The organism is Pseudarthrobacter sp. SSS035 (assembly GCF_023273875.1).
Taxonomy (GTDB): Bacteria; Actinomycetota; Actinomycetes; order Actinomycetales; family Micrococcaceae; genus Arthrobacter.
The window spans coordinates 4447068-4471102 of record NZ_CP096882.1; the positions used below are offsets into that span (position 1 = coordinate 4447068).

The window sequence follows — 24035 nt, forward strand, 5'->3', positions numbered from 1 at the left end:
TACGCACTGGCCGCGCGACTGATTGAGCGTATCTGCCAGGGTATCGGCGTGTGCAAACTGCGCATGAACGGTGGCGCAATGCTTCAAGGCGGTCAGCAGCCGTCCCGTTGAAGCTTTCGCTATGTTTCGAGGGTCGCCCCGGCCATCGGTCGGTGAGAACATACAGGCATGGCATCCATACAGCGCATCCGCCCACAGGGGCTCGTTTCGAGCCCGGCCTTCAGCCATGTCGCCATCGTGCCGCCCGGCGCCACCACCATCTACGTCGGCGGCCAGAACGCGGTCGACGCCGACGGTTCACTCGTCGGAGAGAACGACGTGGCCGTACAGTCTGCCCGCGCCCTCGAGAACGCGAGGACTGCGCTCGCCGCGGCCGGCGCGACCCTCGCCGACGTTGTGCAGTGGACAGTGCTCTTCGTCGATGGCGTGGACCTCGCGGCGGCGTACGGAGCGATAGCATCGGAACTCGCGTCCGACGAACCGGCCCTGGTGACCGGAGCGCGTGTCGCGGCGCTGGGCGTACCCGGCGCACTGGTCGAGATCAGCGCGGTCGCCGCCGTTATGCGGTGACGGGGATCCCGGCGAGGAGTTGGTCAAGCCCTCGCTGGACGGTCACCGCCAATGTAATCGTCGACGACGACCGCGGCTACGTCGTGTTCGGCTCCAGTGGCGCGCCGGTGGCCACCACCGTTGCGGCCGGTGTGCTGCTGATCGTGCTGCCGCTGGCATTCAATGCCGCGTTCGCTGCCCTGGCCGCGAAATGTCGGCGGCTATTCCCTCAACGGGTCTGGTTGGGGCATCCAATCGTTGCTAGCGTGGCGGCATGAACCCGTCGAAGACCCCGGCCGAGATCCTCGACATTGCCGGCACCGAGGTGCGCATCTCAAGTCCTGACAAGGTGGTTTTCCCCGAGCCTGGGCTGACGAAGCTCGACCTGGTCCGCTACTACCTCGCCGTCGCGGATGGTGCGCTGCGCGGCGCCGGCGGCCGGCCGATGGTGCTCAAGCGCTTCCCGAAGGGCATCGACGCTGAACCGTTCTTCCAAAAGCGCGTGCCCGAAAACCACCCCGACTTCATCGACACAACAACGCTGCACTACGCGTCCGGGACATCAGCCGAGGAGGCCGTCATCCGGGATGCCGCGGGCCTGGCGTGGGTGGTGAATCTTGGCTGCCTGGACCTCAACCCGCATCCCGTGCGCGCCGAGGACCTCGAACACCCGGACGAACTCCGGGTGGACCTCGATCCGATGCCGGGCGTTGACTGGGTCCAGATCGTTGATGTCGCGTATGTCGTACGGGAGGTGCTCGACGACGTCGGGCTGGTGGGGTGGCCGAAGACGAGCGGATCGCGCGGGCTGCATATCCTGGTGCGCATCGCGCCGCAGTGGTCGTTCCGCGAGGTGCGGCTCGCCGCCGAGACCCTCGCCCGCGAGGTCGAAAACCGCGCTCCCGGCCTCGCTACCGCGCGCTGGTGGAAGGAGGAGCGCGGCGAGAGTGTGTTCGTCGATTTCAACCAGAACGCAAAGGACCGGACCGTGGCATCCGCGTACTCGATCCGGCCCCTGCCCGATGCCCGGGTCTCGACGCCGCTCACCTGGGATGAGGTCCGCTCCATCCGGCCGGAGCAGTTCACGGTCCGCACGGTGCCCGGGCGCTTCGCCGAGGTGGGCGACCCCCACGCAGGCATCGACGACGCCGTCGGCACCCTCGATGGGCTGCTGGCTCTGGCGGCCGAGCTCGGCCCCGCTGAGAAGGCGCCCCGCAGCGGTGACGGCTCCGGCCGCCGGCTCTCGCTGATGCCGCTTATCGAGGTGGCCCGCACCAGGACCAAGCCCGAGGCGCTCGCGGCACTCGATGAGTGGAAGTCCCGGCATGCGGACGTCACCCCGACCCTGCACCCCGCCGATGTGCTCGTCGATGGGATGCGCGGATCAAGCTCACTCTGGTACCGGGTGCGGGTGAACCTGCAGCACGTCCCCGAACCGGTGCGTCCGCCACAGGAGGAACTCATCGCCGACTACGACCCGTGGGCCGGCAAGGAGTGGCCCGGGCGCCCGGGATCCTGACACCGTAACGGAAACCGGACGTGCGCGCGTCGAGCGGGTCTTCAGCGTTTCCCCCATCTCTGCAAAAATGTGATAGACGCCACAGGTCTTCGGCATCAAACTAGTTGGATGGAAGATACGGAGAAGCACGACACCATCGCCAAAGTCACCGCCCTGCTCGCCGCACGCTATCCCGACGCACCCCGGCCGGTGGTCGTCCGGGTCGTCACAGAGGAATACGAAACGCTGGATGCCGGCCGGATCCGGACCTACATCCCGACCCTTGTCGAACACGGCGCCAGGAACAAACTCCACCGTGAGTTCTCCCGGCGGAACAGGGAAACCTGACGTCCCGCCGAACCGCGTCCTCAGCTGGTCAGGGACGCGCCAGCTCATCCGCAGGTCCCTTGGGGCGTCGATGCCCTCGAAGGAGCCATCACCCGCCCTGCCTGGCGTTCCTTGCCCGGTTGGTACCTGATCGCCTCCGATGACCGGATGATCCCACCGTCCGTGCCCCGTGGGCTAGCGCTTGCGCCCAACGCGATCGTCAGTACGACTTCCTGATCGTGTCCCAGGAACAGTGAAGAACCGCCAATAGCATTTGGGACGTGGCTGTTATGGCGCCATCCCCAACAGTGGCGGTAGCTTTGGATTACTTTTCCTTCGAAGCAGCCGAGGTACCGGAGGTACCGCCGATGCATGGCTTGTCGACGTCAATGGTTCTGATCGCCTTGCTGGCTATCGCGGCGCCCCTTGCGGCCCGCTTCCTTGATCGGGTGGTCAGGGTGCCGATCGTGGTGTTCGAAATTGTCCTCGGAATCATGCTCGGCCCCAGCCTGTTGGGGTGGATCCAACCCGCCCAGTTCACGGATACGCTCGCCGATTTCGGCCTGGCCATGCTCTTCTTCGTTGCCGGTAACGAGATTGATTTCGCCCTCATCCGCGGCCGGCCCGCCAACCGTGCCGCTGCTGGCTGGGTCATTTCCTTGGCGGCAGGCATTGGCGCTGGCCTGCTCCTGGCCCCCGCACCGGAGGCGGCCGTGATCATCGGCGTCGCCTTGTGCTCCACAGCCCTGGGTACGCTGCTGCCGATCCTTCGCGACGCCGGCGAGTCGAAATCCCCGATCGGTATTGCGGTCACCGCACTGGGTGCGGTTGGGGAGTTCGGTCCCCTCATTGCGATCTCGCTGTTCTTTAGTGGCAGGCAGTTGGGACCGGCAACAGCGGTACTTCTCGGGTTTGTCCTCCTGACCGGTCTGGCGATTTATCTCGCGTCGCGCGCACGGCACTCTCTGCTCCACTCCCAGGTCACCAGGACCCTCCACACCAGCGGCCAGTTCGCCGTCCGGTCCATCATCTTTATCCTCACCGTGCTCGTTGTGCTGAGCATGGTCCTGGGACTCGACATGCTGTTGGGTGCATTCGCCGCCGGAGTCCTCTGGAAGGTCGCCATCGCGCGCGCGCCCGAGCCGGACCGGAAAGTCATTGAGGCGAAAATCGACGCCATCGCGTTCGGATTCCTGGTGCCGGTCTTCTTCATCGACACGGGCATTGACTTCGACCTGCGAGCGCTCACCGCCAGCCCTGCCGCTCTCGCACTGGTTCCCTTGTTTCTGCTCCTCCTGCTCATCATCCGAGGTCTGCCGTCGCTACTCGCTGCTCCCCCAAAGTCCAGCCGTGCCGACAAACGGGCCATCATCCTGTTTGGTGCAACAGGATTGCCGATTATCGTGGCGGTGACAGGCATTGGCCGGGACGCGGGGCTTCTCTCAGGCGGAATCGCATCCGCGCTGGTCGGCGCAGGAATGCTCTCGGTACTCCTGTTTCCGCTGCTCGCACTCCGCCAGCATCAGCGCAGACCATCAGGGACGCCGGCCCGGCAGAATGAAAGCCCCTAGGCAGCCCGGTAGGGGAATCACCCCGGCGAGCGCCGCCCGTCGGGACGCCCCGGGGCAGCACAGCCTGGACCGTCACGCACGGGACATACTCTGGACGTCAAGCTCCCCCGCGGCGTCAGGGCCACGGCGGAAATGCCGGACGACGGCGGCAGCCGCCACGGCGCGGATCTCACCAGAGTTGTCGGCCCTGCCCGGATCAGGCTTAGCGAATCCCGCTGTCGACAACCAGCGTGATGTGAACGGGCCTGTCCGAGATGACCACAAGCTCGGTAGCCGTCGAAGCGTAGCCGCCGACGTTGGTCGCCCTGATCACATAACGTCCGTCAGGCAGCGTCAGATGGAAGGCACCGGTGCTATCGGTTTGTGTTGAGCCCCGGACGGCGTCCCCGTCCAAGGCCACAACCGCGGCCCCTGATACTGGGCGCGGTGGACACTCCTGACCAACACGTTCGACGGGACAGACCGGGGCGGTCAGGACCACCCCGGCAACATCCCCTGAATGCCCCGCGACCGGACCGCTTGGACTGGTGCACCCGCACAACCACAGGACGGCGGCCAATATAACCCAGACGGAACACTTCACCTCATTCACCAACCGCCTCGCGTAGGCGTATGTCCCTTTCGGGCATCGTCGGGCATGGCCATTTCGGCCCGCAGGCCGAGGAGTCGAATCGGACGGCCCGCTTCGATTCCTGCTGCGAGGTCCAAAGCCCTCGCGAGGATTTCCTCCCGGTCGAAGGTCTCGGGAATCTTCCTCCCGTGGTTCTTGGTCACGAACGGCGCGTACCGAACCTTCAGGGTCAGCCCAACCACGGGCCGTCCTTCAGCCACAACATCCTCAAGGACACGCGCTGCCAGCTCCCTCACGGCGTCGTCCACCTGGGCGGGCTCGGTCAGGTCCCGCTGGAAGGTGGTCTCCCGGCTATGCCCGCGGGCAACCCACGGCGTATCGTCCACAACGCTGGCGCCATCCCCGCGTCCGAGCTCCGCGTACCAAGGACCCATCCTGGGGCCAAACTCCGGAACCAGGTTCTGGGGGTCGGAGGCGGCGAGCTCCGCCACTGTATTGATGCCGAGTTTGGCCAGCCGGCCCGACACCTTGGTTCCGACACCCCACAGGTCCTTGGTGGGCCGGCTGCCCATAACGTCGAGCCAGTTCCCGGCAGTGAGACGGAAAACGCCGGCCGGCTTGCCGAAACCGGTGGCGACCTTGGCTCGGACCAGCGTGTCGCCGATGCCCACGCTGCAATGAAGCCGCGTTCGCTCCAGGACAGCGGCCTGCACTTGCCGGGCGTAGGCTTCCGGATTCTCTGTCTCAGTGCCCATAAAGGCTTCATCCCAACCCAGCACCTGCACGGTGGCGCCGGGTTGCGCGCGCAGCGTGGCCATCACCGTTTCAGACGCCGCGAGGTAAGCCTCCTGATCGACGGGCAGGATCACGGCGTCGGGCACCTTCCGGGCTGCAATGCGTAAGGGCATTCCGGAACCCACACCGAACGCCCTGGCTTCGTAGGAAGCGGTGGATACCACCGCTCGTTCCGTGGGATCGCCCCGGCCGCCGACAATGATCGGCTTCCCCGCAAGCTCCGGCCGCCGGAGCACTTCGACCGCCGCGATGAACTGGTCGAGATCGACGTGCAGCACCCACCGGATTCCGCTCACGCCACCAGTCTGCCCTAAACATCCCTGGCAAGCATCGGCCCCCACCGGGCGTGGCCTCTGATCCCACCGATGATCGGCTAAAAGGCCTGGCCCGTGGCCCGGATCGCCACTTCTGAGACGTCGACACCGGCGGGCTGGGACAAAGCCCAAAGAAACGCCCCGGCCACGGATTCCGGGGCGATGGCGGCGTCCGGTGCTTCCTTCCACAGCGGCGTGTCCACGTGGCCCGGGGCAATGTGCAGTACGCGGACCCCGGTGCCGACGAGCTGCTGGCGGAGCGATTCCGCGTAACCGGTGACAGCCCATTTGGTGGCGGTGTACAGATTGCCCGGATACACCTTGCGGCCGGCCGTGCTGCCCATCAGGACGAAGTGACCGCGGTTGGTGGTGAGCTCCGGCAGCGCAGCCTTCGCCAGGGCTGCCGGGCCGTAGACGTTGGTGAGCACCATGTCCCGCCAGCGCTCCGGGTCGCCGTCCGCCAGGTCGCCGGGAGCCGAGAACCCGGCATTGGCCACCGCCACGTCGAGGCCGCCCATGGCCTCCACCGCGGCAGCCACAGCGACGCGGGTCTGATCCCAGTCCCCGGCGTCGGCCACAGAGCCGTGGACAGTCCCGAGGCCCGAACAGGAGTGAAGGAACTCCGCCAGCCGTCCGGCGTCGCGCCCTGTGGTGAACACGGTGTGCCCGGCGCGGAGGGACTCGCGGACCAGGGCGGCACCGATCCCGCTGGTGCCGCCCGTGACGAGTATGCGAAGCATCAGGAAGGGTCCGCGATGCCGATGTAGCGGGTCTCGAGGTACTCCTCGATGCCCTCAGTGCCGCCTTCGCGGCCCAGGCCGGACTGCTTGACGCCGCCGAACGGGGCCGCCGGGTTGGACACAATGCCGGTGTTCAGGCCGAACATCCCCACGTCCACCTTTTCGGAGAGCCGCAGCCCGCGGTTGAGGTCGCGGGTGTAGGCGTAGGCCACCAGGCCGAACTCCGTGTCGTTGGCCAGGGCGATCGCCTCGGCTTCGGTCCGGAAACTCACGATGGGAGCCACCGGACCGAACACCTCCTCGTGCAGGATGCGCGCAGTGGCGGGCACGTTGCTCAGGACCGTGGGCGGGTAGAAGTACCCGTCACCGTCCGACGGCGCTCCGCCGGTGAGTGCCGTGGCTCCCCCGGCGACCGCCTCCCGGACAAGTTCGTCCACCTTCGCCCGGCTCTTGGCATCGATCAGCGGCCCGATGTTGGTGCCTTCCGCCGAGCCCCGGCCCAGCTTCAGGGACGCCATCCGTTCCGCGAGGCGCCGGCTGAACTCGCCGAGCAGCGATTCGTGCACGATGAAGCGGTTGGCGGCCGTGCAGGCCTCGCCCATGTTCCGCAGCTTGGCCAGCATGGCGCCGTCCAAGGCGGCATCCAGGTCTGCATCCTCGAACACCAAGAAGGGCGCGTTGCCGCCGAGTTCCATGGAGGTCCGCAGCACCTGGTGGGCGGAGTCGGCGATGAGCTGCCGGCCCACGCCGGTTGACCCGGTGAAGGAGAGCTTCCGGAGGCGGCTGTCCCGGATCAGCGGACCCGTCACCTCGCCAGGACGGGTGGTGGGGATGACGTTCAGGACGCCGGCAGGCAGGCCGGCTTCCCGGAAGACTTCGGTGAGCAGAAGCGCCGTCAGCGGGGTCAGGTTGGCGGGCTTGAGCACCATGGTGCAGCCGGCCGCGATGGCCGGGGCGATCTTGCGGGTGGCCATGGCCAGCGGGAAGTTCCACGGCGTGATGAACAGGCACGGGCCCACGGGGCGCTTGGTCACCAGCAGCCGGGACTTGCCGTCCGGTGCCGTGGAATAGCGACCGGAAATGCGGACAGCTTCCTCGGAGAACCAGCGCAGGAACTCGGCACCGTAGGCCACTTCGCCGCGGGATTCGGCCAGCGGCTTGCCCATTTCCAGGGTCATGGCCAGGGCGAAGTCGTCGGCCCGGGCGGTGACCAGTTCGAATGCGCGGCGCAGGATCTCGCCGCGTTCGCGCGGCGGGGTCGCCGCCCAGGAATCCTGGACGCGGGCGGCGGCGGCAAGCGCACGGTCGCCGTCGGCCGGTGACGCGTCGGCGATCCAAGCCAGGGTGGCACCGATGGAAGGATCCTCGACGGCGGAGGTGCCGCCGTCGGACGCGTCCGTCCACTCGCCGTCGATGAAAAGCTGCGTCGGCAGTGTCGCGAGGAACTCCCGCTCTTTGTCGGTCACGGACGTTTCGGCCAGGGCGGGGGCAAGGGTGTTTTCCACTTAGAGCGCTTTCTCGAGGATCGTGCGGATTTCGACGGCGGTGGGCGGCACCGGGGTGTTGTTGATGACCGCGTCGGCCAGGGTGTCCTCCACCAGCGAGTCGAGGTCCGCTGCCGTGACGCCGAAATCGGCCAGCCGTGCGGTCATGCCTACTTCGCGGGCCAGGGCGGCGACGGCGGTGACGGCCGCCTCCGCGTTCGCCTCCACCGTGGCTGCCGTGTCCCCCACGCCCAGCGCGAAGGCGAGGCGTGCGGTCCGGTCCAGGCGGTTGCGCAGGTTCAGCCGCAGCACGTCCTCGATCACCAGGCAGAGGGCCAGGCCGTGCGGGATGTTGAAGCGGCCGCCCAGCGGGTGGGCGATCGCGTGCACCAGGCCCAGGCCGGTATGGGAGAAGCCGACGCCGGCAATGTGCGAGGCCAGAAGCAGCTGGGACCGGGCCTCGATGTCGGTGCCGTCGGCCACGGCGCGGGGCAGGAACTCGGCCACCATGGACACCACCTGCAGGGCGATGCCGTCGGAGTAGGGGTTCTGCCGGATGGACGAGTAGGACTCGATCGCGTGCGTCAGGGCATCCATGCCGGTGGCGGCCGTGGCTTTCGGCGGCAGGCCCAGGGTCAGCTCCGGATCCAGGACCGCGGCCTTGGGCAGCGCGGATTCGTGGCCCACGTAGAACTTGCGGTGGGCCTCGACGTCGGTGACCACACCGAAGGCGTTGACCTCGGCGCCGGTGCCGGCCGTCGTCGGGACCGCCACGATGGGCAGCGCCGGGTTGGCGAAGTGGTTGCTGTAGTCCAGGCCGGCCCCGCGGGCCGGGTTCACGGCGCCCAGGGAGATCCCCTTGGCGGCGTCCATGGAGGAACCGCCGCCCACCGGCACCAGCACGTCCACGCCCGATTCCGCGGCCAGGTCGGAACCGGCATCCACGCACGTCGTGGTGGGGTTGGGGGTGACGCCGTCGAACACTGTGACCGAGAGTCCCGCGGCCTCGAGCGAGGTGCGGACGGCCGCCACGACGTCGGTGGTGGCGAGGAACGGGTCCGTGACGATCAGTGCCGACTTCCCGCCCAGCGCGGCCACGATGCCGCCCACCTCGGCCACCCGGCCGCGGCCAAAGTACGCGGTGGGTTTGGGGTCCAGGGTCAGTTCGGTTGAGGCGAGCTCCGCGTGGATCTGCATCCGGGTGTGCATGTCAGGCTCCTTTTGCCGGGGTGGCCTCGGTAGCGGCTGCGGTCCGCAGCTGCACGCCGATGGCGTCTTCGTAAAGTTTCACGGGGGTCATTTCGCCGGCTTTGTCGCCGTAGAGGGCCTTGGCCCGGCGGTAGAGCTGCTCCACCAGGGAGGACAGTTCCACCGGGACGCCCACCGAGCGGGCCAGGTCCACGGAGAGGCCCAGGTCCTTGCAGGCGAGGGCGATCGCGAAGCCTTCGTCGTAGTCGCCGTGGTTGAGGATGGACAGGATGTCGTTTTCGACGAAGTTGGAGTTGGCCGGGCTGGCGATGAGGGCCCGGCGGAGGACTTCGAGGTCCACGCCGGCTTTGACGCCGGTGCTCAGGACCTCTGCGGTGGCCACCAGGTGGGAGAACCACAGCTGGTTGATCATGAGTTTCACGGCGTAGCCGGCACCGTGGCCGCCCACATGCTGGATCCGTTCCGGATCGCCCATGGCTTCGAAGACGGGGCGGAGGCGTTCGACGTCGGCGCCCTCGCCACCGATGAAGATCTGCAGCATGCCGTTGGCTGCGCCCACGGACATGCCGCTGACGGGGGCGTCCAGGACGCGGATGCCGCGGGCGGCGCCGGCCTCGCGGACGCGGTTGGCCACCTCGGGGACGGACGTGGACATGTCCACCCAGGTGCCGCCGTCGGGCAGTCCGTCCAGGATGCCGCCGGGCGCCAGGGCGACCGTCTCGACGTGCTTGGGCGTGGGCAGCATCGTGATGACGACGTCGGAGCCGGCGGCGACGGCCGCGGCGCTGTCCGCCCACTCGGCGCCGTTGGCGAGGAGTTCCGCGGCGGATTCCTTGCGGACGTCGTTGACGATCAGCTGGAAGCCGGCGGCCTGCAGGTTCCGGGTCATGCCGGAGCCCATGTTGCCCAGGCCGATGAAGCCGATGCGGGCGGTTCCGGGCAGCAGGGGCGCTTGCACTGGTGCCGCGGCGGCGGAGGGGGTGTGGGTTGTTGCAGTCATTCGTGGGGTCTCGCTTCCGGGAGGTCAGGCGTCGTCCAGGGCGGCGTCGCCCAGGTTGATCCAGGTGGTTTTGAGGGCGGAGTAGGCGTCCAGTGCGTGCAGCGAGCGGTCCCTGCCGAAGCCGGATTCCTTGAAGCCGCCGAAGGGTGTGATGATGTCCGCGACGTCGAAGGTGTTCACCCAGACGGTCCCGGCGCGCAGTTCGCGCGCCGCAGTGTGGGCCTTGGTGATGTCCTGCGTCCAGACGCTCGCGGCGAGCCCGTATTTGCTGTCGTTGGCCATCCGGATGCCCTCGGCGGCGCCGCGGAACGTGCTGACGGCCAGGACCGGACCGAAGATTTCCTCCTGGCCGATGCGTCCGGCGTTGTTGACGCGGTCCAGGACCGTGGGCTCCAGGTAGAAGCCGTTTTCGACGCCGGCCGGCCGGACTCTGGTGCCGCCGCTGGCGACGACGATGCCCTCGTCTTCTGCGACGGCGTAGTAGCCGAGGATGCTCTCAAGCTGCCGGTCATCGATGATCGCACCGATCTGCGTGGCGGGGTCCAGCGGGTCGCCGAGCTGGAGCGAGCGGCCCACCTTGATGACCTCTTCGAGCAGTTCGTCGTGGACGCGTTCGTCCACCAGCAGGCGGGAGCCGCCGTGGCAGGTCTGGCCGGCGTTGTAGAAGATGCCCCAGGCGACGGCGGACGCGCACGCGGCGATGTCGCCGACGTCGTGCAGCACTACCTGCGGCGACTTGCCGCCGAGTTCCAGGGCCACCTGCTTGCCGTTGGATTCGGAGGCGTAGCGCTGGAAGTACCGGCCCACCTCCGGGGATCCGGTGAAGGTGATCTTGTCCACCAGAGGGTGGCGGCCCAGGGCGGCGCCGGCCACTTCGCCGAGGCCGGGGATGACGTTGAAGACGCCGTCCGGGACGCCGGCCTCGCTGGCAAGTTCGGCCAGGCGGAGGGCGCTGAGGCTTGTCTGCTCGGAGGGTTTGAGGACCACCGAGTTGCCGGCCGCGAGGGCCGGGGCCACCTTCCAGGCCGTGATGATCAGCGGGTAGTTCCACGGGACCACGGCGCCGATCACGCCGAGCGGCTCCCGCGAGATGACTGCCAAGGCACTGCGCGGGGTGGGTGCGACGTCGTCGTAGACCTTGTCCAGGGCCTCGGCGTACCAGCGGAACGTGCGGGCGCAGCTGGGCACGTCGACGCCGAGCGCGTCGCTGATCGGGTGGCCTGCGTCCGTGGACTCGAGGAGCGCGAGTTCCTCGAGGTTTTCCAGGATGAGGTCGGCGAGCCGCGTGAGGACGGCTTGCCGGTGGCGGCGGTCCGTCCGCGACCACACGCCCGATTCGAAGGTGCGGTGGGCAGCCTGCACGGCGTCGTCCACGTCCTGCTCCCCCGCAGCCGCCACTTGGGCGGTGACGGAACCGTCCCGCGGCGACACCGTGGGGAAGGTGCAGCCGCTGCGGGCGTCCCGGAAGCCGCCGTCGATGTACAGTCCCGTGGCCGGGCGCTGGGCGGCGGCCCGCTGGATCCAGTCGTTCTTTGTTGCTGTCATGGCAGGTTCCTTAGGCCTCTCTAGACCGAGTATTTCTTGACGGCGTCGTAATCGATGACGGCGCCCAGGCCCGGGAGGTCGGGCACCCGGAGCGCACCGTCGTCGTCGATGTCCAGCGGCTCCATGAAGAAGTCGCGACGCTCCGGGGTCCATCCCGGTGGATCGTACGGGAACTCCAGGTACGGGCCCGCGTCCACGCCGGCGGCCACGTGCAGGTTGGCCAGCAGGCCCAGCCCGTTGCTCCAGGTGTGCGGTGTGAAGAAGCGGTGCTTGAGGTTGGCGGTTTCGGCCACCTGCCGGGCCCGGTACATGCCGACGGCCAGGGCGACGTCCGGCTGGTAGATGTCGTAGGCGTCGGCTTCGATCAGGGCCATCATCTCGGCCATGCTGCGGACCATCTCGCCGCCGGAGACCTGGATGCCGGTCTGCTCGCGGACCCGCTGCGCACCCTTGATGTCGGCCTGCGGCAGCGGTTCCTCGAGCCAGCGGACGTCGAGTTCGGCCAGCTGGGCGGCGAGCCGGTGGACCTTGGCCAGTTCCAGGGCGGGCTCGATGTCGCCGCTCATGCGCCACATCTGGTTGAGGTCCACCATGAGGTCGAAGTCGTTGCCGACGGCCTCGCGTGCGGCCCGGACGGATTCCACGCCTTCGTCGAGCCGGTCGCGGGAGATGCGGATCTTCATGGCCTTGAATCCGCGGTCTTTGGCGGCGAGCGCCGATTCGGCGCGGGCCGCCGGGGCCTTCAGTTCACCGGAGGAGGCGTAGGCCACCAGCCGGTCGCGGGCCCCGCCGAAGAGGGTGGCGACGGGCAGTCCGGCTACCTTGCCGATGATGTCCCAGAGTGCGGCCTCGAGTGGCCAGTAGCGGCCGCCGTGGAAGTTGATGGTCTCGATCCGGCGGACCTGGTTGAGGATGGCCAGCGGGTCGGTGCCGATGAACAGGTGCTCGTAGGCTTCGAAGCCGTCCATGGTGTCGCCGGAGCCGACGCCGGTGATGCCTTCGTCGGTCTCCACCTCCACCAGGGTGGCGGGGAAGGAGGTGCGCGGTACCGGATCCCAGGCTGCGTTGAAGGGCGGGTCAAGGGGCAGGACCATGCGGGTCAGCCGGATGGCGGTGATCTTCATTGTTGTCAGCCTCGCGGGGTGAAGAAGGGATTGGACGGGGAGGTGCGTGCTTCGATCACGGCCGCCGTGGACGGCAACTGCTGCGCGCCGTTGGCCAGGGCGGTGCGGGCGGATTCGCGGTTGTTGCTGTAGACGGCGTCTTCGTCATCGGCGTCGGGGTTGACCCAGACGGCGGCAATGACCACGTGCGAGTCGGCCTGCTCTTCGGTGACGGTTCCGTCGGCCAGGGCATCCGCGACGCCGGCGGCGATGCCTGCCTGGGCGGCCCCCCAGATGAGATTGCCGTGCCGGTCGCTGGCCGGGGCCGCCTTGGTGACGAAGAGGGTCAGCGGCTTGACCGGGAGGGAGGGACGGAGGACGGCGACGAACGGGACGTGGCCCGCGCTGGGTGTGGCGAGTGCTGTTGCCCATGCGGTGCCGGCGGGACCGTTGCGGTGGCCCAGGACGGTGTTGACGTGGGCCGCGTTGACGCCGTCGCCGATGAACGATTCGCCGATCTGGACATCCGTCTGGTCCCGATGGAGCACCTGGGCCTGGTCAACGGTCTGTGTTTGGGTGGTCACGGTTAGATCAGTCCTTCGGATTCGAGCCATTCCTTGGCGATTTCGTCCGGATCGACGCCCTCGACGTCGGCCTTGGCATTGAGCTGCTGCATGACCTCGGTGGTCAGCTTCGGGGAGACCTTGGCCATGATGTCGGCGATGGCCGGGTACTTAGCCAGCATGTCGGCCTTGATGGTCAGGGCGCCCTGGTAGATAGGGAAGAAGTGCTTGTCATCCTCCATCACCTGAAGCTTGAGAGCCGCGAGACGGCCATCCGTTTCGAAGACTTCGCCGAAGTTGCAGTCCTGGCCCTTCTGGGTGGCGGTGTAGATGACGCCGGTGTCCAGCATGGAGACCTTCGCCTCCGGGCTAAGCCCGTACTCCTTCTGCAGTCCCGGCCAGCCGTCGTCGCGGGTGGAGAATTCGCTTTCCAGGCAGAATGTCTGCTCCTTTGCCGGGAGTTTGGCGACGTCGGAGAGGGATTTGATGTTCAGTTCCTTGGCTTTGTCTTCCCGGACGGCGAAGGCATAGGTGTTGTTGAGCGGCGCGGGGTCCAGCCAGGCGATGCCCTTTTTGGCGTCGGCGGCCTTGACGGCGTCGAACATCTCCTTCTTGTCCTTCAGCGGGGTGGTCTGCTTGTTGTAGGTGATCCAGGACGTACCGGTGTACTCCCAGTAGCCGGCGAACTGCCCGGTTTCGAAGGCGGTGCGGACGTTGGCGGAGCCCACCACGCTGGTGTTGGTGGTGGTTTCGGCGCCGTGGGCGTTGAGCACCTGGCTGGTGATGTGGGACAGGATGAACTGCTCGGAGAAGTCCTTGGCTCCGAAGACGCCGGTGAGGCCCGCGAGTTCCTTGCCTTTGCCGTCGCTGGTGGATGAGGTGGCGGAGCCGCAGCCGGTGAGGCCCAGAGCGGCGACCACGCCGGTGGCCAGGAGGGCGAGAACGGGTTTCTTCATGATGGGGTCCTTTGGTGTGATGGGAAGCAAGGGTCAGGTGCCTTTGGGCTTGAGGAGGTCCTCGGCGAGGCCGGCAAGCCAGTCGATGGTGAGGGCGATGCAGGAGACCACCACGGCGCCGGTGATCAGGACCGGCCAGCGCTGGAGCTTGAGGCCGTTGACGATCATGTCGCCCAGGCCGCCGGCGTTGATGAAGGTGGCAACGGTGGCCACGCCCACGCAGAAGACCAGGGCGGTGCGCAGCCCGGCCACTATTACGGGGATGGCCAGCGGCAGCTCGATCCGGGTAAGGACCTGCAGCGGGCGCATGCCCATTCCCCGGGCGGCTTCGGTGAGGCTTGAATCGACCTGTTCCAGGCCCACGAGGGTGTTCCGCAGGACAGGCAGGACGGAGTAGGCCACCAGGCCCACCAGCGCCACCTCGAAGCCGAGTTTCCAGACGATCGCCAACAGGATCACCAGGCCGATGGCCGGCGTGGACTGGCCCACATTCGCGATGCCGAAGACGACGGCGTGAACGGCCTTGGAGTGGATCCGGCTGAGCGCGATGCCGGCAGGGATGGCGATGGCCGCCACGATCGCCGAAGCCACCACCGTCAGCCGCAGGTGCTCGAAGGTCCGGTCCTGCAGGTACTGCCAGTTCAGGGTCCGCAGTTCGATGGAGTCCAGGGAGAGCGAGGAGATCCACAGGAACAGGCCGAGCAGGGCCAGGGCAATGACGATCGGGGTACCGAAGCGCTTGAAGGAGAAGTATTTCCCGCGGCGGTTGGACGCTGTTCCGAATGCTGTGGAGAGGTCGCGGGTGGCCTGGGCCGTCATGGCCGTGCTCCCCCGGCAAGGGCGCCCGCGCCGCTCAGGGCGGGCGGAAGGATCTCTGCGCCCAGGACGGCGGAGATCTTTTCGATGTCGATGGAGCCCACCACCCGGCCCTGCCCGTTGACCACGGCCACCGGAGTTCCGCCGGAGAGGACGAGGGAGTCCAGGGCGTCGCGGAGGGAGTCGTTGATGCTGACTTCAATGGCACCCCGGACGGGGACATTGGGGCCCAAAGTTGCCTGGTGCACCGGGATGAGGCTGAGCCGTTTGAGGGCGGCGCCGTGGCCCACGAACTGGGAGACGTAGTCGTTGGCGGGGTTGGCCAGGATGTTCGCCGGAGTGTCGAACTGCTCTATCTGGGAGCGCTCGGACAGCACGGCGATCCGGTCTCCGAGCCGGACCGCCTCATCGAAGTCGTGGGTGACAAAAACGATGGTTTTGCTCAGTTTTTCCTGCAGCCGCAGGAATTCGGTCTGCAGTTTTTCCCGCGTGATGGGGTCCGTGGCGCCGAAGGGCTCGTCCATGAGCATGACGGGAGGATCGGCGGCGAGGGCACGCGCCACGCCGACGCGCTGCTGCTGGCCGCCCGAGAGCTGCCTGGGGTAGCGGGAGGCGTACGTCTTGGGGTCGAGTTCGACGACGGAGAGGAGCTCCTCGACGCGGGCCTGGGTCTTGTTCCTGTCCCAGCCGAGCAGCCTGGGGACCACGGAGATGTTCTCGGCGATGGTCATGTGCGGGAACAGCCCGATCTGCTGGATCACGTAGCCGATCCGGCGCCGGAGTTCGTTCGGGTTCAGGGACAGGATGTCTTCGCCGTCGATGGTAATGGACCCCGACGTGGGCTCGATGATGCGGTTGATCATCTTCATGGTGGTGGTCTTGCCGCAGCCGGACGGTCCCACGAACATGATGAGTTCGCCGGGCGCGATGTCCATGGAGAAGGAGTCGACGGCGGGGCCTGACTGGCCCGGGTAGGTCTTGGTGATGTCGTTCAGGACGATCCGGGCGCCGGCGGCCGGACGGGAGATTGGTTCAGACACGAAGTCCCCTTGAGGTAGTGAGGCGGCGGATGAGCACAAACGCTCCATCCAGCAGGAGTGCAAGGACGATCACGCCGACTGTGCCGACGATCGCGAAATTGAGGGCGTTCTTGGAGCCGAGGCTGGACAGGCCCTTGAAGATCATTTCGCCCAGGCCGGGGCCGCCCACGTAGGCCGCGATGGCGGCGATGCCCATCGAGAGTTGGGCCGAGACGCGCACGCCGGTGAGGACAACGGGCCAGGCCATGGGCAGCTGGACGCGGAAGAGGGTTTTGACCCTGCCCATGCCCATGCCGAGGGCGGATTCAGAGACGGCGGGCGGTACTTCACGCAGCCCCACCACCGTGTTGCGGATGATGGGGAGCAGTGCGTAGAACGCGAGACCCACCACCGTGGGCGTCCAGCCGAGTCCAAGGACAGGGATAAGGATTGCCAGCAAGGCCATGGACGGGATGGTCAGGCCCACGCCCGCTCCGGCAATGGCGACCGAGCGGAAAATCGGCTTGTCCCAGACAAGAACTCCGATGCCGACACCGACTACCGTGGCGATCAACAGGGAAACCAAAACGACCACAAGGTGCTCGGTGGCGGATTCGGCGATGTCTGCCGACCTCTTCGTGAGGAACGTACCGAAGTCCGAGATGAACGAGTCGTTCAACGTGATCCTCCTTTTCACTTCGTCGGGTCAAGGATCATGGCCCACATCTGCGTGAGCCGTGCCACAACCGTAGATGCGCAGTTCCCTTTTGCGCAATGCGGGTTGTTGATATGTCAACGCGGTGTTTGTTATGGTCATGCTGTGACTGACTCTTTGAATGGCGCGAACGGCGCTCCTGGAACGACCTCCCGGCCCGCGCGCCGCAACTCCTCCGGACTCAGGCGGGACCTGGAACTGCTGGAAATCCTTGGTTCGCCCGAGGCTGTTGCCGCTTCGGGCCTGGGCGTAAGCAAGGTCGCCGAAATTGCCGGCCGAGACAAGGCCCAGGTTTCCCGCACGTTGGCCACGCTTGCTGAAGCCGGGCTGGTCAACAGGGATTCGGAAAGCCTGCTCTACTCGCTGGGTTACGGACTCTATGCCCTGGCGGCCAGGACCGCGGAGGCGCGGATGGTCAGCGCGTCGGCGCCCTACCTCAAGCGGGTTTCCGCCGCCACGCACGAGACGACCCACCTATGCGTGCTGCGCGGCGGCACAGTTCTGACCCTGAAGAGCGAAATGTCCAACCACACGTACCGCGCCCTGGGATGGGAGGGTGTCAGCGTGGACGCCTGGGGCACGTCCGCCGGCAGGGTTCTCGTCAGCGACTGGGACAAGCCGGCCCTGCGGGATTGGTACGACGGCCATGCCGTGGAGGCATCGGTGAACCAGCCGCCGGGAAGGCAGGAGTTGTCTCCACTGGCCCTGGAATCCGGTCAAACCCCTGCGGCGGCCGGACACATCCCGTCCAAGATCAAGTCATTCGACGACCTCTGCGAGGAAATCGCACTTATCCGGCGGCGCGGATACGCCGTCGTGGACGAGGAGTTTGAACTGGGCGTCGTCGGCGTATCCGCGCCCGTATACGACTTCAAGCAACGGATCGTCGCCGCCTTCAACGTCAGCGCACCAAAGCAGCGCTTCGGCCGGCACCTCGAGCAGGCAGGGGTCCTCGCGGCCAAAGTCGCCATGGAGTTTTCCGCGACGCTCGGTGCGCCATTCGAACCAGGCACCAAGCCACCCCGAAAGGGTTAAACTTGCACGTCAAGAAGGTTCGCCGCATGGAGTCTCCACAATCCGATGCGTAACCAAAGAGGAAACAGCCATGAAAAGCATGACCTGCAAGCAACTTGGTGGCCCCTGCGACCTCACGTTCCGGGGCAATACAGCGGACGAGATCATCAACGCACAGGACCAGCACCTCAAGGAAGCCGTCCGCGCCGGTGACTCAGCTCATCAGGAGGCCCGTGACGCCATGAAGGGTCGCTGGAAGAATCCGATCAAGGGCATGGGATGGTACCGGGACACCAAGAAGGCTTTCGCCGCTCTTCCCGAGGAATGACCCGCAAAATCCAGGCCTAAGCCGTCGGTTAGGAAACCCGACCGTGCGCTCTGGAACAGAGTCGCTCAGGCAGGCAAGTACTCGCCCTTGATCGGCCCCCGGGGATGGCACCTACCATGGTGGTTATGACGGTTCTAGTTCGTCCGGCCGTCACCCTCCTCACCGTCGGAGTCCGCCATGCCCATGATCGATGTTTACGCCGCTGCAGGCACCTTCCCCGACACCCAAGGCCTGGCCCGAGACCTGGCCCAGGCAGTCATGGCCGTCGAGCAGGTTCCCGACATCCCCATGTTCAGGAAGAACACCGCCGCTTTTGTCCACGAACTGCCCGCCTCCTCCATCTCGAACGTCGATGGCGAAGGTAACTACGTCCGCGTCCAGGTCCTCACGAACGCAGGCGCGCTGGACCGGGACAAGCAGCTAGCCCTCGTACGCAAGCTCACGGAACTCGTCTCCGCGGCGGCAAGCGACCCTGGCCTCACCGAACGGACGTGGGTCCTCCTCACCGAGGCACCCGAGGGTGGCTGGGGGCTCTGGGGCCATGCCCACACGAACGCCGAACTCGTCGCGGCCGCGCGGAGCGAACTGACCAAACTTGCCGAAGGTTCCTGAAGACACGAGTACAAACGCCAGCTGGAGCCCAGCTGGAGCCGCCCCCTACAGGACGCCGGCCGTGGAGACGAGCTGGGCCCGGCCCTCTTCGAGCCGGTAGCCAACGCCGACCACCGCGGCTGTATAACCGTCCACCGCGTCGAAAATCACCCGTGAACTGTCCAGCAGCCGGTGCACTGTCTGCTTGACGTGTTCCACAACCATGTCGTTGACGTCCGTGTTTCCCTCACGCAGCGATTTCAGCACCGACGGCGTGATCCGTTCAACCAGATCGCGGATGTGGCCCTGGGGCAACTCCCCGCTTTCCACGGCGTCCTTCGCGGCCGTGACGGCGCCGCAATTGTCGTGTCCGAGAACAACGATCAACGGGACATGGAGTACCGAGACCGCATACTCGAGCGAACCCAGAACGGCGTCGTCGATCACGTGCCCGGCTGTGCGCACCACGAAGACGTCGCCCAGTCCGACGTCGAAGATGATCTCCGCGGCGAGACGGGAGTCCGCGCAACCAAAGATGACTGCGAACGGACTCTGGGTGTTCACCAGCTCGCTGCGCCGGGAGGCGTTCTGGTTCGGGTGCAGCGAATCTCCGGCCACGAATCGCTCGTTGCCGTCAAGCAGGCGATGCCACGCCTCGTAGGTGCTGATTCTGCTGCTCACCCTACTCACTGTAAGGGGCCGGTGTGGTGTCGGGATCCTCCCGGCACCACACCCTGGCTTCGAGCCTAGATCCTTACGGATCTGCCGCCGGGCCGTGTCTTCTACAGGGCCGACCAGCCGCCGTCGGACGCCAGAATGGCGCCGTTCAGGTTCGTGCCGTCGTCGCTCAGCAGGAACGTGATCGAGGCAGCGAGCTGCGCCGCAGAAGCGGGCGCCGGGATGTTGGCCTGCATCAGGGGCCCCAACCGCTCGGCTGCCATCTGTGATCCGAAGTTCGCCACGATGCCGGTATTCGTGGGGCCCGGCGCCACGGCGTTGAAGCGCAGGCCTTTGGGCCCGTAGATGACGGCGGAGTTTTTAGTCAGGCCGACGACGGCATGTTTGGACGCCGTATAGGCGGCGCCGGCGGCGGACCCGCGCAGGGCGGCTTCGGAGGCGATATTGACCACGGAACCCCTGCCGGCGTCGAGCATAAGGGGCACCACGGCGCGGGTGAGGCGCATCAGGGCGGTGACGTTGATCCGGAAGACACGATCCCAGAGGTCGTCGTCCACCTCGTGGATGGGCGCGAAGTTGTCCATGATGCCGGCGATGTTGGCCAGCGCATCGACCTGGCCACCGGCCGCAGTGAGAACGGCAGCCACGGTCTCCTCGGTGGAGATGTCGCCGGCCACCGGGACCAGGTCCAGGCCGGCGTTTTCCGTCACCAGGTCGTCCAGGCGTTCCTTGCTGATGTCTGCGGCGATGACTCGCCCGCCTTCCCTGGCGATGCGCAGGGCCGTGGCCTGGCCGATGCCCGATCCGGCGCCGGTGACGATAACCGTCTTTCCTGCAAAGCGTTCCGTGGTGATGGTCTCTTGCCACGTGGTGTCGTTGCCCATGGTGTCCTTCCAGACGTTGAGGATGATGCCACCAACCTTATGACACTCTGTGTCATTATGTAAGGGTGAATACTGGTGGAATGCCAACGGAAGCCCTGAAAACTGCCGCCCGCCCCACCGGCCGGCCGGTAAGCATCGACCCGGACGCCGTGGCGGCGCTGGCGCTCCGCCTCTTCGCCGAGAACGGCTATGAACAGACCTCCATGGAGGACATCGCCCGCGAGGCAGGGATCGGCCGCAAGAGCCTGTATCGCCACTTCGCCAACAAGGCGGACCTCGTGTGGGGCGGCACCGGACCCGTGATCGAGGCATCGCACCATGCGCTGGCGGCGCCACGCTCCCAGGAAACGGCCGACGACGACGTGCTGGCAGGGCTGCGCGAGGCAATCATCGCCGGCATGGCCGCCCTCCCCGACCTGGCACTAACGCGCGGCCGCCTGCGACTGATCGCCGAACACCCCGAACTGATGAGCCGCAGCTACGACTCCCTGGGATCCCAACGCGAAACGACCCGCCATTACCTGACAGAACGCGGCGTTCCCGAGGCAACAGCGCGTTACCTGTGCGCCGCACTCATCGGCGCCACGTTCGAAGCGTGGCTGCAGTGGGCGGCTGGCGAGGAATCCGACCCGGCGCCCTACCTTCGGGCAGCAGTCGCCGTCCTGAGCGTCGGCGAAAGTCGCTAGAGCTTCGATTTGACCGGTAGTGAAGTCTGGGTCGTCGTGAACGTGGAGGTTTCTTTCCTGCCGGAAGCCGCCGGTCCTCAGGCAATCACGTTGAGCGTGAGTTCCATGGCGCCCAGGAAGAGTGCCAGAACCGACGTGCCAAGCCCGGCCACCAGAAGCAGGCCGGGGTGGGCGAGCCCCACCACAACGCGCCGGAGTTGGGGCGAATGCCGCAGGAATCGCTTGGGCAGCCGCGAATCTTGCGGGTTCTGGCGCCAGCCGCGGAGACGGCGCAGGAACCACGCACAGCGCACAATAAGCGCCATCCACAACACCGAGACAACCAGGGGGACCGCCGCCAGGAGCAAGTTGAACCCCAACGACGTCACGGCACGCTCGGAGTTTCCGGCCAGCGCCTGCACCGTTGTGGATATCGAGGCGCTGGCCACCACGGAGAGGCCCCACACCATAAACGCAGCCGTCAGCGCGAGGAACCGGACAAAGAAGTGCGCGAGCACCGATTCTTTCTGGGGCTTGAGGTACCTGCGCGGGGTCGCATGGAGCACGGCCACAGTGCAGGCCAGTGTGGGCAGCGCTGCCATCCCCACAAACACGTACCAGGTCCAGCCGGCGAGGTCCACGAATTCGTCAGCGATGATCAGCAACGCCCAGAAACCCGTCCACGCCCAGCCTGCAATTAGCGGATTCCGGACTAGCCAGGCGGGCAGCCGCTGAGGCAGCGGGACAGTCGGCGCGATAGAGGGCCGGGAAGCAGGATTCCGTACCTTCCTTGTTGCGGGCGCAACAGCAGCAGGACCGTCTCCCACTGGGCCGTTCGGTAGGGCCCCTGCCTTGGCGTCCGGCGGGCTTTCTTCCCCTCCGACCATGCTCATGGGCTCACTGTAGCAATGCGGGAGGAAGGCCCGCCGCCGTCGGCTATACAGCAATCGTCTCCGCACCAGAGCCCTGAGCTAGGCTGAACGCGACGATTCTCGTGGGCTGGCATCCGGGAGGGAAATGGGCAACTTCGACAATGGAGGCTGGTGCAGTGAGCTCTTCTCTCGAGCCGGGGCGTTCAAGAGTCAGACGGGTCTTGCTGTGCATCGCCGGGCTGATCAGCGTTGTGCTCGGGTTGAGCATTCGCACGCTCAGCGATGCGGCATGGACCGGTCCTGCCGGTGATGGCCTGTACGCGGTCCTGATCTATATTCTCGTGGCCATCCTGATTCCATCGACGTCCAAGGCACTGATAGCAGCCGCGGCCGTCACAGCCTGTGTGATGATCGAACTGTTCCAGCTCACAGGTCTTCCTGCCGAACTAGGCGACTTCTGGCCGCCCTTTCGGCTGGTCCTTGGAACCACGTTCGGCACCGCGGATTTGTTGGCCTACGCCGGCGGTGCTGCCGTCGCTTATGCGGTGGATCGGACGACGGGCACGGTGGTGACCAGCACTCGCCATCCCTAGGTGCCCTGTTTTCCTGCCTACCCGGAGCACAACCACCTGCCAAAGGTCCTGGCCGCCATCCGACGGCCGTACCCGGACCCCTGGGTGAACGAAAACTTGAGTACCCGTCAGCAAAAGTGGTCACGTGCTTCCACGCTAACCAAAAGGAACTCGGGGCCCTTGACGGTAACTATTCCCCTTGGATCACTATGGTTTCATGACCAATACGATGAACGCAGTTGCCTACACGAAGAACCTTCCGATTTCTGATGATGCCAGCCTTGAGGATGTCCTGCTCCCCTTGCCTGAAGTATGTCCGAAGGATCTTCTCGTGGAAGTCAATGCCGTTTCCGTCAATCCTGTTGATGTGAAAGTACGTTCAGGCAAGGACCCTGCAGGGATTCCCACGGTGCTTGGCTACGACGCTGCCGGGACTGTCCGCGCCGTTGGCCCCGAGGTGACATTGTTCAAGGCAGGTGATGATGTCTATTACGCGGGAGCCATCAATCGTGGGGGAAGCAACTCACAATTCCAGGCGGTGGATGAGCGACTCGTTGGAGGTAAGCCGAAAACCCTTGACTTCGCACGGGCCGCCGCACTGCCGCTCACGTCCATCACTGCGTGGGAGGGTCTGTTCATCAAACTGGGGCTGTCCCCGGAAAGTACCGGGACATTGCTCATGATTGGTGGTGCAGGTGGCGTCGGGTCCATGGTGATCCAGCTGGTAAGAGCCCTCATTCCAGGTTTGCATGTCATCGCCTCCGCCAGCCGAAAAGAAAGCCAGGAGTGGGTCCGCTCCCTTGGAGCCCATGAGACCGTAAGGCATGGGGACGCCCTGCGGGAGGATGTTCAGCGCGTTGCGCCCGACGGCGTGGACTATATCTTCACCACGAACTCTGCCGGCCAACTGGACGCTTTTGTGGCGATCCTGAAACCGTTTGGCCAGATCGTGGCCATTGACGATCCGGGTCATGTCGACGTGGCACACCTGAAGAGCAAGAGCCTCACGTGGCACTGGGAGTTCATGTTTACGCGCTCCTTGTTCCAAACACCGGACATGATTGAGCAGCACCACCTGCTCAACAAGGTCGCCTCGATGGTCGACGCGGGGATCATTCGCAGCACGGTCACTCACACGTTCCACCCGATCAACGCCGAAAATCTTCGCAAAGCCCATGCCATCGTGGAGTCCGGCCACACGCTGGGCAAGATCGTCGTTGCGGCGAGCGAACCTCACTAATCGTGAGCCGGCTGGATACGGCGGCCACGGTCATCGTGGCCGCCGCCGTGAACGCCAGGCCCAGCCACTGACTCCCTCCACCGATCGAGAACGCAGTCCTCGCGGCAGTACGCTCCGTTGCCTTTCCGAACGCCCAGGAGTCCAGAATGACCAAGGTTCGTGCAATCGCTTAGCCAGCCGGACGCCTAAGTGTGCACATTGTTCACGCCCCCAAATTCAGCTTTTCTCGGATTCCAAAGAAGGACCGCACTCCCTGGTGAGGGAACGCGGTCTTACTTTGCGCCGGGACTCCGGACGGGTGCGACCCGTCCTACGTCGCGGGTGACGCCGCAGTACTTCACGTCGGCGACACCTCCTCACCCATCTCACGGGCTGAGGACAAACAGACCAGGCGTTGTGCTCCCGGTCTCTGTGGA

At 66.1% G+C, this 24035-nt stretch carries 27 protein-coding genes; 11 read left to right on the forward strand and 16 right to left on the reverse strand.

What is annotated here, in order from left to right; translation table 11 throughout:
* The first annotated feature begins 168 nt into the window (after positions 1-168).
* The 5 genes from MUN23_RS20615 (at position 169) to MUN23_RS20635 (ending at position 3945) form a co-directional block, all read left to right on the forward strand.
* Positions 169-570, forward strand: coding sequence for a RidA family protein (locus MUN23_RS20615; protein ID WP_248760811.1), 402 nt, complete (start codon positions 169-171; stop codon positions 568-570).
* Positions 567-827 (forward strand): hypothetical protein, encoded by a 261-nt coding sequence (locus tag MUN23_RS20620; protein ID WP_248760812.1) that lies wholly within the window; start codon positions 567-569, stop codon positions 825-827. The genes MUN23_RS20615 and MUN23_RS20620 overlap by 4 nt, the downstream gene beginning before the upstream one ends.
* Positions 824-2068, forward strand: a complete 1245-nt coding sequence (ligD, locus tag MUN23_RS20625) for a non-homologous end-joining DNA ligase (RefSeq protein ID WP_248760813.1) — start codon at positions 824-826, stop codon at positions 2066-2068. The genes MUN23_RS20620 and ligD overlap by 4 nt, the downstream gene beginning before the upstream one ends.
* Before the next feature lie 108 nt (positions 2069-2176).
* On the forward strand, positions 2177-2395 hold the full coding sequence (locus tag MUN23_RS20630) for a three-helix bundle dimerization domain-containing protein (RefSeq protein WP_248760814.1): 219 nt from the start codon (positions 2177-2179) through the stop codon (positions 2393-2395).
* A gap of 269 nt (positions 2396-2664) precedes the next feature.
* Positions 2665-3945 carry a cation:proton antiporter gene (locus MUN23_RS20635; RefSeq protein WP_248764163.1) on the forward strand — a complete coding sequence of 427 codons (1281 nt, stop codon included), beginning with the start codon at positions 2665-2667 and terminating at the stop codon, positions 3943-3945.
* Positions 3946-4147: 202 nt separating this feature from the next.
* Here MUN23_RS20635 and MUN23_RS23705 read toward each other — a convergent pair whose 3' ends face one another.
* The 13 genes from MUN23_RS23705 to MUN23_RS20695 all read right to left on the reverse strand — a co-directional run bounded on the left by MUN23_RS23705 (position 4148) and on the right by MUN23_RS20695 (position 16739).
* Complete coding sequence (locus tag MUN23_RS23705) at positions 4148-4537, reverse strand: carboxypeptidase-like regulatory domain-containing protein (RefSeq protein WP_371875947.1); 390 nt, start codon at positions 4535-4537, stop codon at positions 4148-4150.
* Entirely contained in the window at positions 4534-5589 is a 1056-nt protein-coding gene (locus MUN23_RS20640) for a DNA polymerase IV (RefSeq protein ID WP_248764164.1), read from the reverse strand. The genes MUN23_RS23705 and MUN23_RS20640 overlap by 4 nt, the downstream gene beginning before the upstream one ends.
* 95 nt (positions 5590-5684) lie before the next feature.
* Positions 5685-6365 carry an SDR family oxidoreductase gene (locus tag MUN23_RS20645; RefSeq protein WP_248760815.1) on the reverse strand — a complete coding sequence of 227 codons (681 nt, stop codon included), beginning with the start codon at positions 6363-6365 and terminating at the stop codon, positions 5685-5687.
* A complete protein-coding gene (locus MUN23_RS20650) occupies positions 6365-7870 on the reverse strand; it encodes an NAD-dependent succinate-semialdehyde dehydrogenase (RefSeq protein ID WP_248760816.1) in 1506 nt (501 codons plus the stop codon). Before MUN23_RS20650 ends, MUN23_RS20645 begins: the two co-directional genes overlap by 1 nt.
* Complete coding sequence (locus tag MUN23_RS20655) at positions 7871-9058, reverse strand: iron-containing alcohol dehydrogenase family protein (protein ID WP_248760818.1); 1188 nt, start codon at positions 9056-9058, stop codon at positions 7871-7873. It abuts the gene before it with no gap.
* A gap of 1 nt (position 9059) precedes the next feature.
* Positions 9060-10058, reverse strand: a complete 999-nt coding sequence (locus MUN23_RS20660) for an NAD(P)-dependent oxidoreductase (protein ID WP_248760821.1) — start codon at positions 10056-10058, stop codon at positions 9060-9062.
* 24 nt (positions 10059-10082) lie between these two features.
* Entirely contained in the window at positions 10083-11603 is a 1521-nt protein-coding gene (locus MUN23_RS20665; protein ID WP_248760822.1) for an aldehyde dehydrogenase, read from the reverse strand.
* A 20-nt stretch (positions 11604-11623) separates the two neighbouring features.
* Positions 11624-12727, reverse strand: a complete 1104-nt coding sequence (locus MUN23_RS20670) for a mandelate racemase/muconate lactonizing enzyme family protein (protein ID WP_248760823.1) — start codon at positions 12725-12727, stop codon at positions 11624-11626.
* Positions 12728-12732: 5 nt separating this feature from the next.
* Positions 12733-13290, reverse strand: a complete 558-nt coding sequence (gene fae / locus MUN23_RS20675) for a formaldehyde-activating enzyme (protein WP_248760824.1) — start codon at positions 13288-13290, stop codon at positions 12733-12735.
* Between the two features lie 2 nt (positions 13291-13292).
* The gene (locus MUN23_RS20680; protein ID WP_248760825.1) at positions 13293-14225 is read right to left on the reverse strand and encodes a glycine betaine ABC transporter substrate-binding protein; all 933 of its coding nucleotides are present in this window, start codon (positions 14223-14225) and stop codon (positions 13293-13295) included.
* A gap of 33 nt (positions 14226-14258) precedes the next feature.
* Positions 14259-15044, reverse strand: a complete 786-nt coding sequence (locus MUN23_RS20685) for an ABC transporter permease (RefSeq protein ID WP_248760826.1) — start codon at positions 15042-15044, stop codon at positions 14259-14261.
* Complete coding sequence (locus MUN23_RS20690) at positions 15041-16081, reverse strand: ABC transporter ATP-binding protein (protein ID WP_248760827.1); 1041 nt, start codon at positions 16079-16081, stop codon at positions 15041-15043. The genes MUN23_RS20685 and MUN23_RS20690 overlap by 4 nt, the downstream gene beginning before the upstream one ends.
* Positions 16074-16739: an ABC transporter permease gene (locus MUN23_RS20695; RefSeq protein WP_219816392.1), complete on the reverse strand. Its 666-nt coding sequence runs from the start codon at positions 16737-16739 to the stop codon at positions 16074-16076. The genes MUN23_RS20690 and MUN23_RS20695 overlap by 8 nt, the downstream gene beginning before the upstream one ends.
* 141 nt (positions 16740-16880) lie before the next feature.
* Between MUN23_RS20695 and MUN23_RS20700 the strand changes: the two genes are divergently transcribed.
* From MUN23_RS20700 to MUN23_RS20710, 3 genes are all read left to right on the forward strand, one after another.
* Positions 16881-17810 carry an IclR family transcriptional regulator gene (locus MUN23_RS20700; RefSeq protein ID WP_248760828.1) on the forward strand — a complete coding sequence of 310 codons (930 nt, stop codon included), beginning with the start codon at positions 16881-16883 and terminating at the stop codon, positions 17808-17810.
* A gap of 70 nt (positions 17811-17880) precedes the next feature.
* The gene (locus tag MUN23_RS20705) at positions 17881-18117 is read left to right on the forward strand and encodes a DUF1059 domain-containing protein (RefSeq protein ID WP_248760830.1); all 237 of its coding nucleotides are present in this window, start codon (positions 17881-17883) and stop codon (positions 18115-18117) included.
* Between the two features lie 177 nt (positions 18118-18294).
* The gene (locus MUN23_RS20710) at positions 18295-18729 is read left to right on the forward strand and encodes a hypothetical protein (RefSeq protein ID WP_248760832.1); all 435 of its coding nucleotides are present in this window, start codon (positions 18295-18297) and stop codon (positions 18727-18729) included.
* Between the two features lie 45 nt (positions 18730-18774).
* Here MUN23_RS20710 and MUN23_RS20715 read toward each other — a convergent pair whose 3' ends face one another.
* Positions 18775-19389: a carbonic anhydrase gene (locus MUN23_RS20715; RefSeq protein WP_248760833.1), complete on the reverse strand. Its 615-nt coding sequence runs from the start codon at positions 19387-19389 to the stop codon at positions 18775-18777.
* Between the two features lie 101 nt (positions 19390-19490).
* Positions 19491-20270, reverse strand: a complete 780-nt coding sequence (locus tag MUN23_RS20720; RefSeq protein ID WP_248760834.1) for an SDR family NAD(P)-dependent oxidoreductase — start codon at positions 20268-20270, stop codon at positions 19491-19493.
* Between the two features lie 80 nt (positions 20271-20350).
* Between MUN23_RS20720 and MUN23_RS20725 the strand changes: the two genes are divergently transcribed.
* The gene (locus MUN23_RS20725; protein ID WP_248760835.1) at positions 20351-20956 is read left to right on the forward strand and encodes a TetR/AcrR family transcriptional regulator; all 606 of its coding nucleotides are present in this window, start codon (positions 20351-20353) and stop codon (positions 20954-20956) included.
* A 77-nt stretch (positions 20957-21033) separates the two neighbouring features.
* Here the strand turns inward: MUN23_RS20725 and MUN23_RS20730 are convergent, their stop codons facing one another.
* Positions 21034-21828, reverse strand: coding sequence for a hypothetical protein (locus MUN23_RS20730; RefSeq protein ID WP_248760836.1), 795 nt, complete (start codon positions 21826-21828; stop codon positions 21034-21036).
* 155 nt (positions 21829-21983) lie between these two features.
* Here MUN23_RS20730 and MUN23_RS20735 point away from each other — a divergent pair, with 155 nt between their 5' ends.
* Complete coding sequence (locus MUN23_RS20735; protein ID WP_248760837.1) at positions 21984-22400, forward strand: DUF2809 domain-containing protein; 417 nt, start codon at positions 21984-21986, stop codon at positions 22398-22400.
* Between the two features lie 196 nt (positions 22401-22596).
* On the forward strand, positions 22597-23619 hold the full coding sequence (locus tag MUN23_RS20740) for a zinc-binding alcohol dehydrogenase family protein (RefSeq protein WP_248760838.1): 1023 nt from the start codon (positions 22597-22599) through the stop codon (positions 23617-23619).
* Positions 23620-24035: the final 416 nt, after the last annotated feature.

What these genes read in the sequence shown, in the direction of transcription:
- MUN23_RS20615 (WP_248760811.1), top strand. Translation starts at nt 169, where the DNA reads ATGGCATCCATACAGCGCATCCGCCCACAGGGGCTCGTTTCGAGCCCG.
- ligD (WP_248760813.1), top strand. Translation starts at nt 824, where the DNA reads ATGAACCCGTCGAAGACCCCGGCCGAGATCCTCGACATTGCCGGCACC.
- MUN23_RS20630 (WP_248760814.1), top strand. Translation starts at nt 2,177, where the DNA reads ATGGAAGATACGGAGAAGCACGACACCATCGCCAAAGTCACCGCCCTG.
- MUN23_RS20635 (WP_248764163.1), top strand. Translation starts at nt 2,665, where the DNA reads ATGGCGCCATCCCCAACAGTGGCGGTAGCTTTGGATTACTTTTCCTTC.
- MUN23_RS20645 (WP_248760815.1), bottom strand. Translation starts at nt 6,365, where the DNA reads ATGCTTCGCATACTCGTCACGGGCGGCACCAGCGGGATCGGTGCCGCC.
- MUN23_RS20655 (WP_248760818.1), bottom strand. Translation starts at nt 9,058, where the DNA reads ATGCACACCCGGATGCAGATCCACGCGGAGCTCGCCTCAACCGAACTG.
- MUN23_RS20660 (WP_248760821.1), bottom strand. Translation starts at nt 10,058, where the DNA reads ATGACTGCAACAACCCACACCCCCTCCGCCGCCGCGGCACCAGTGCAA.
- MUN23_RS20665 (WP_248760822.1), bottom strand. Translation starts at nt 11,603, where the DNA reads ATGACAGCAACAAAGAACGACTGGATCCAGCGGGCCGCCGCCCAGCGC.
- MUN23_RS20670 (WP_248760823.1), bottom strand. Translation starts at nt 12,727, where the DNA reads ATGAAGATCACCGCCATCCGGCTGACCCGCATGGTCCTGCCCCTTGAC.
- MUN23_RS20680 (WP_248760825.1), bottom strand. Translation starts at nt 14,225, where the DNA reads ATGAAGAAACCCGTTCTCGCCCTCCTGGCCACCGGCGTGGTCGCCGCT.
- MUN23_RS20685 (WP_248760826.1), bottom strand. Translation starts at nt 15,044, where the DNA reads ATGACGGCCCAGGCCACCCGCGACCTCTCCACAGCATTCGGAACAGCG.
- MUN23_RS20705 (WP_248760830.1), top strand. Translation starts at nt 17,881, where the DNA reads ATGAAAAGCATGACCTGCAAGCAACTTGGTGGCCCCTGCGACCTCACG.
- MUN23_RS20710 (WP_248760832.1), top strand. Translation starts at nt 18,295, where the DNA reads ATGCCCATGATCGATGTTTACGCCGCTGCAGGCACCTTCCCCGACACC.
- MUN23_RS20720 (WP_248760834.1), bottom strand. Translation starts at nt 20,270, where the DNA reads ATGGGCAACGACACCACGTGGCAAGAGACCATCACCACGGAACGCTTT.
- MUN23_RS20725 (WP_248760835.1), top strand. Translation starts at nt 20,351, where the DNA reads ATGCCAACGGAAGCCCTGAAAACTGCCGCCCGCCCCACCGGCCGGCCG.
- MUN23_RS20730 (WP_248760836.1), bottom strand. Translation starts at nt 21,828, where the DNA reads ATGAGCATGGTCGGAGGGGAAGAAAGCCCGCCGGACGCCAAGGCAGGG.
- MUN23_RS20740 (WP_248760838.1), top strand. Translation starts at nt 22,597, where the DNA reads ATGACCAATACGATGAACGCAGTTGCCTACACGAAGAACCTTCCGATT.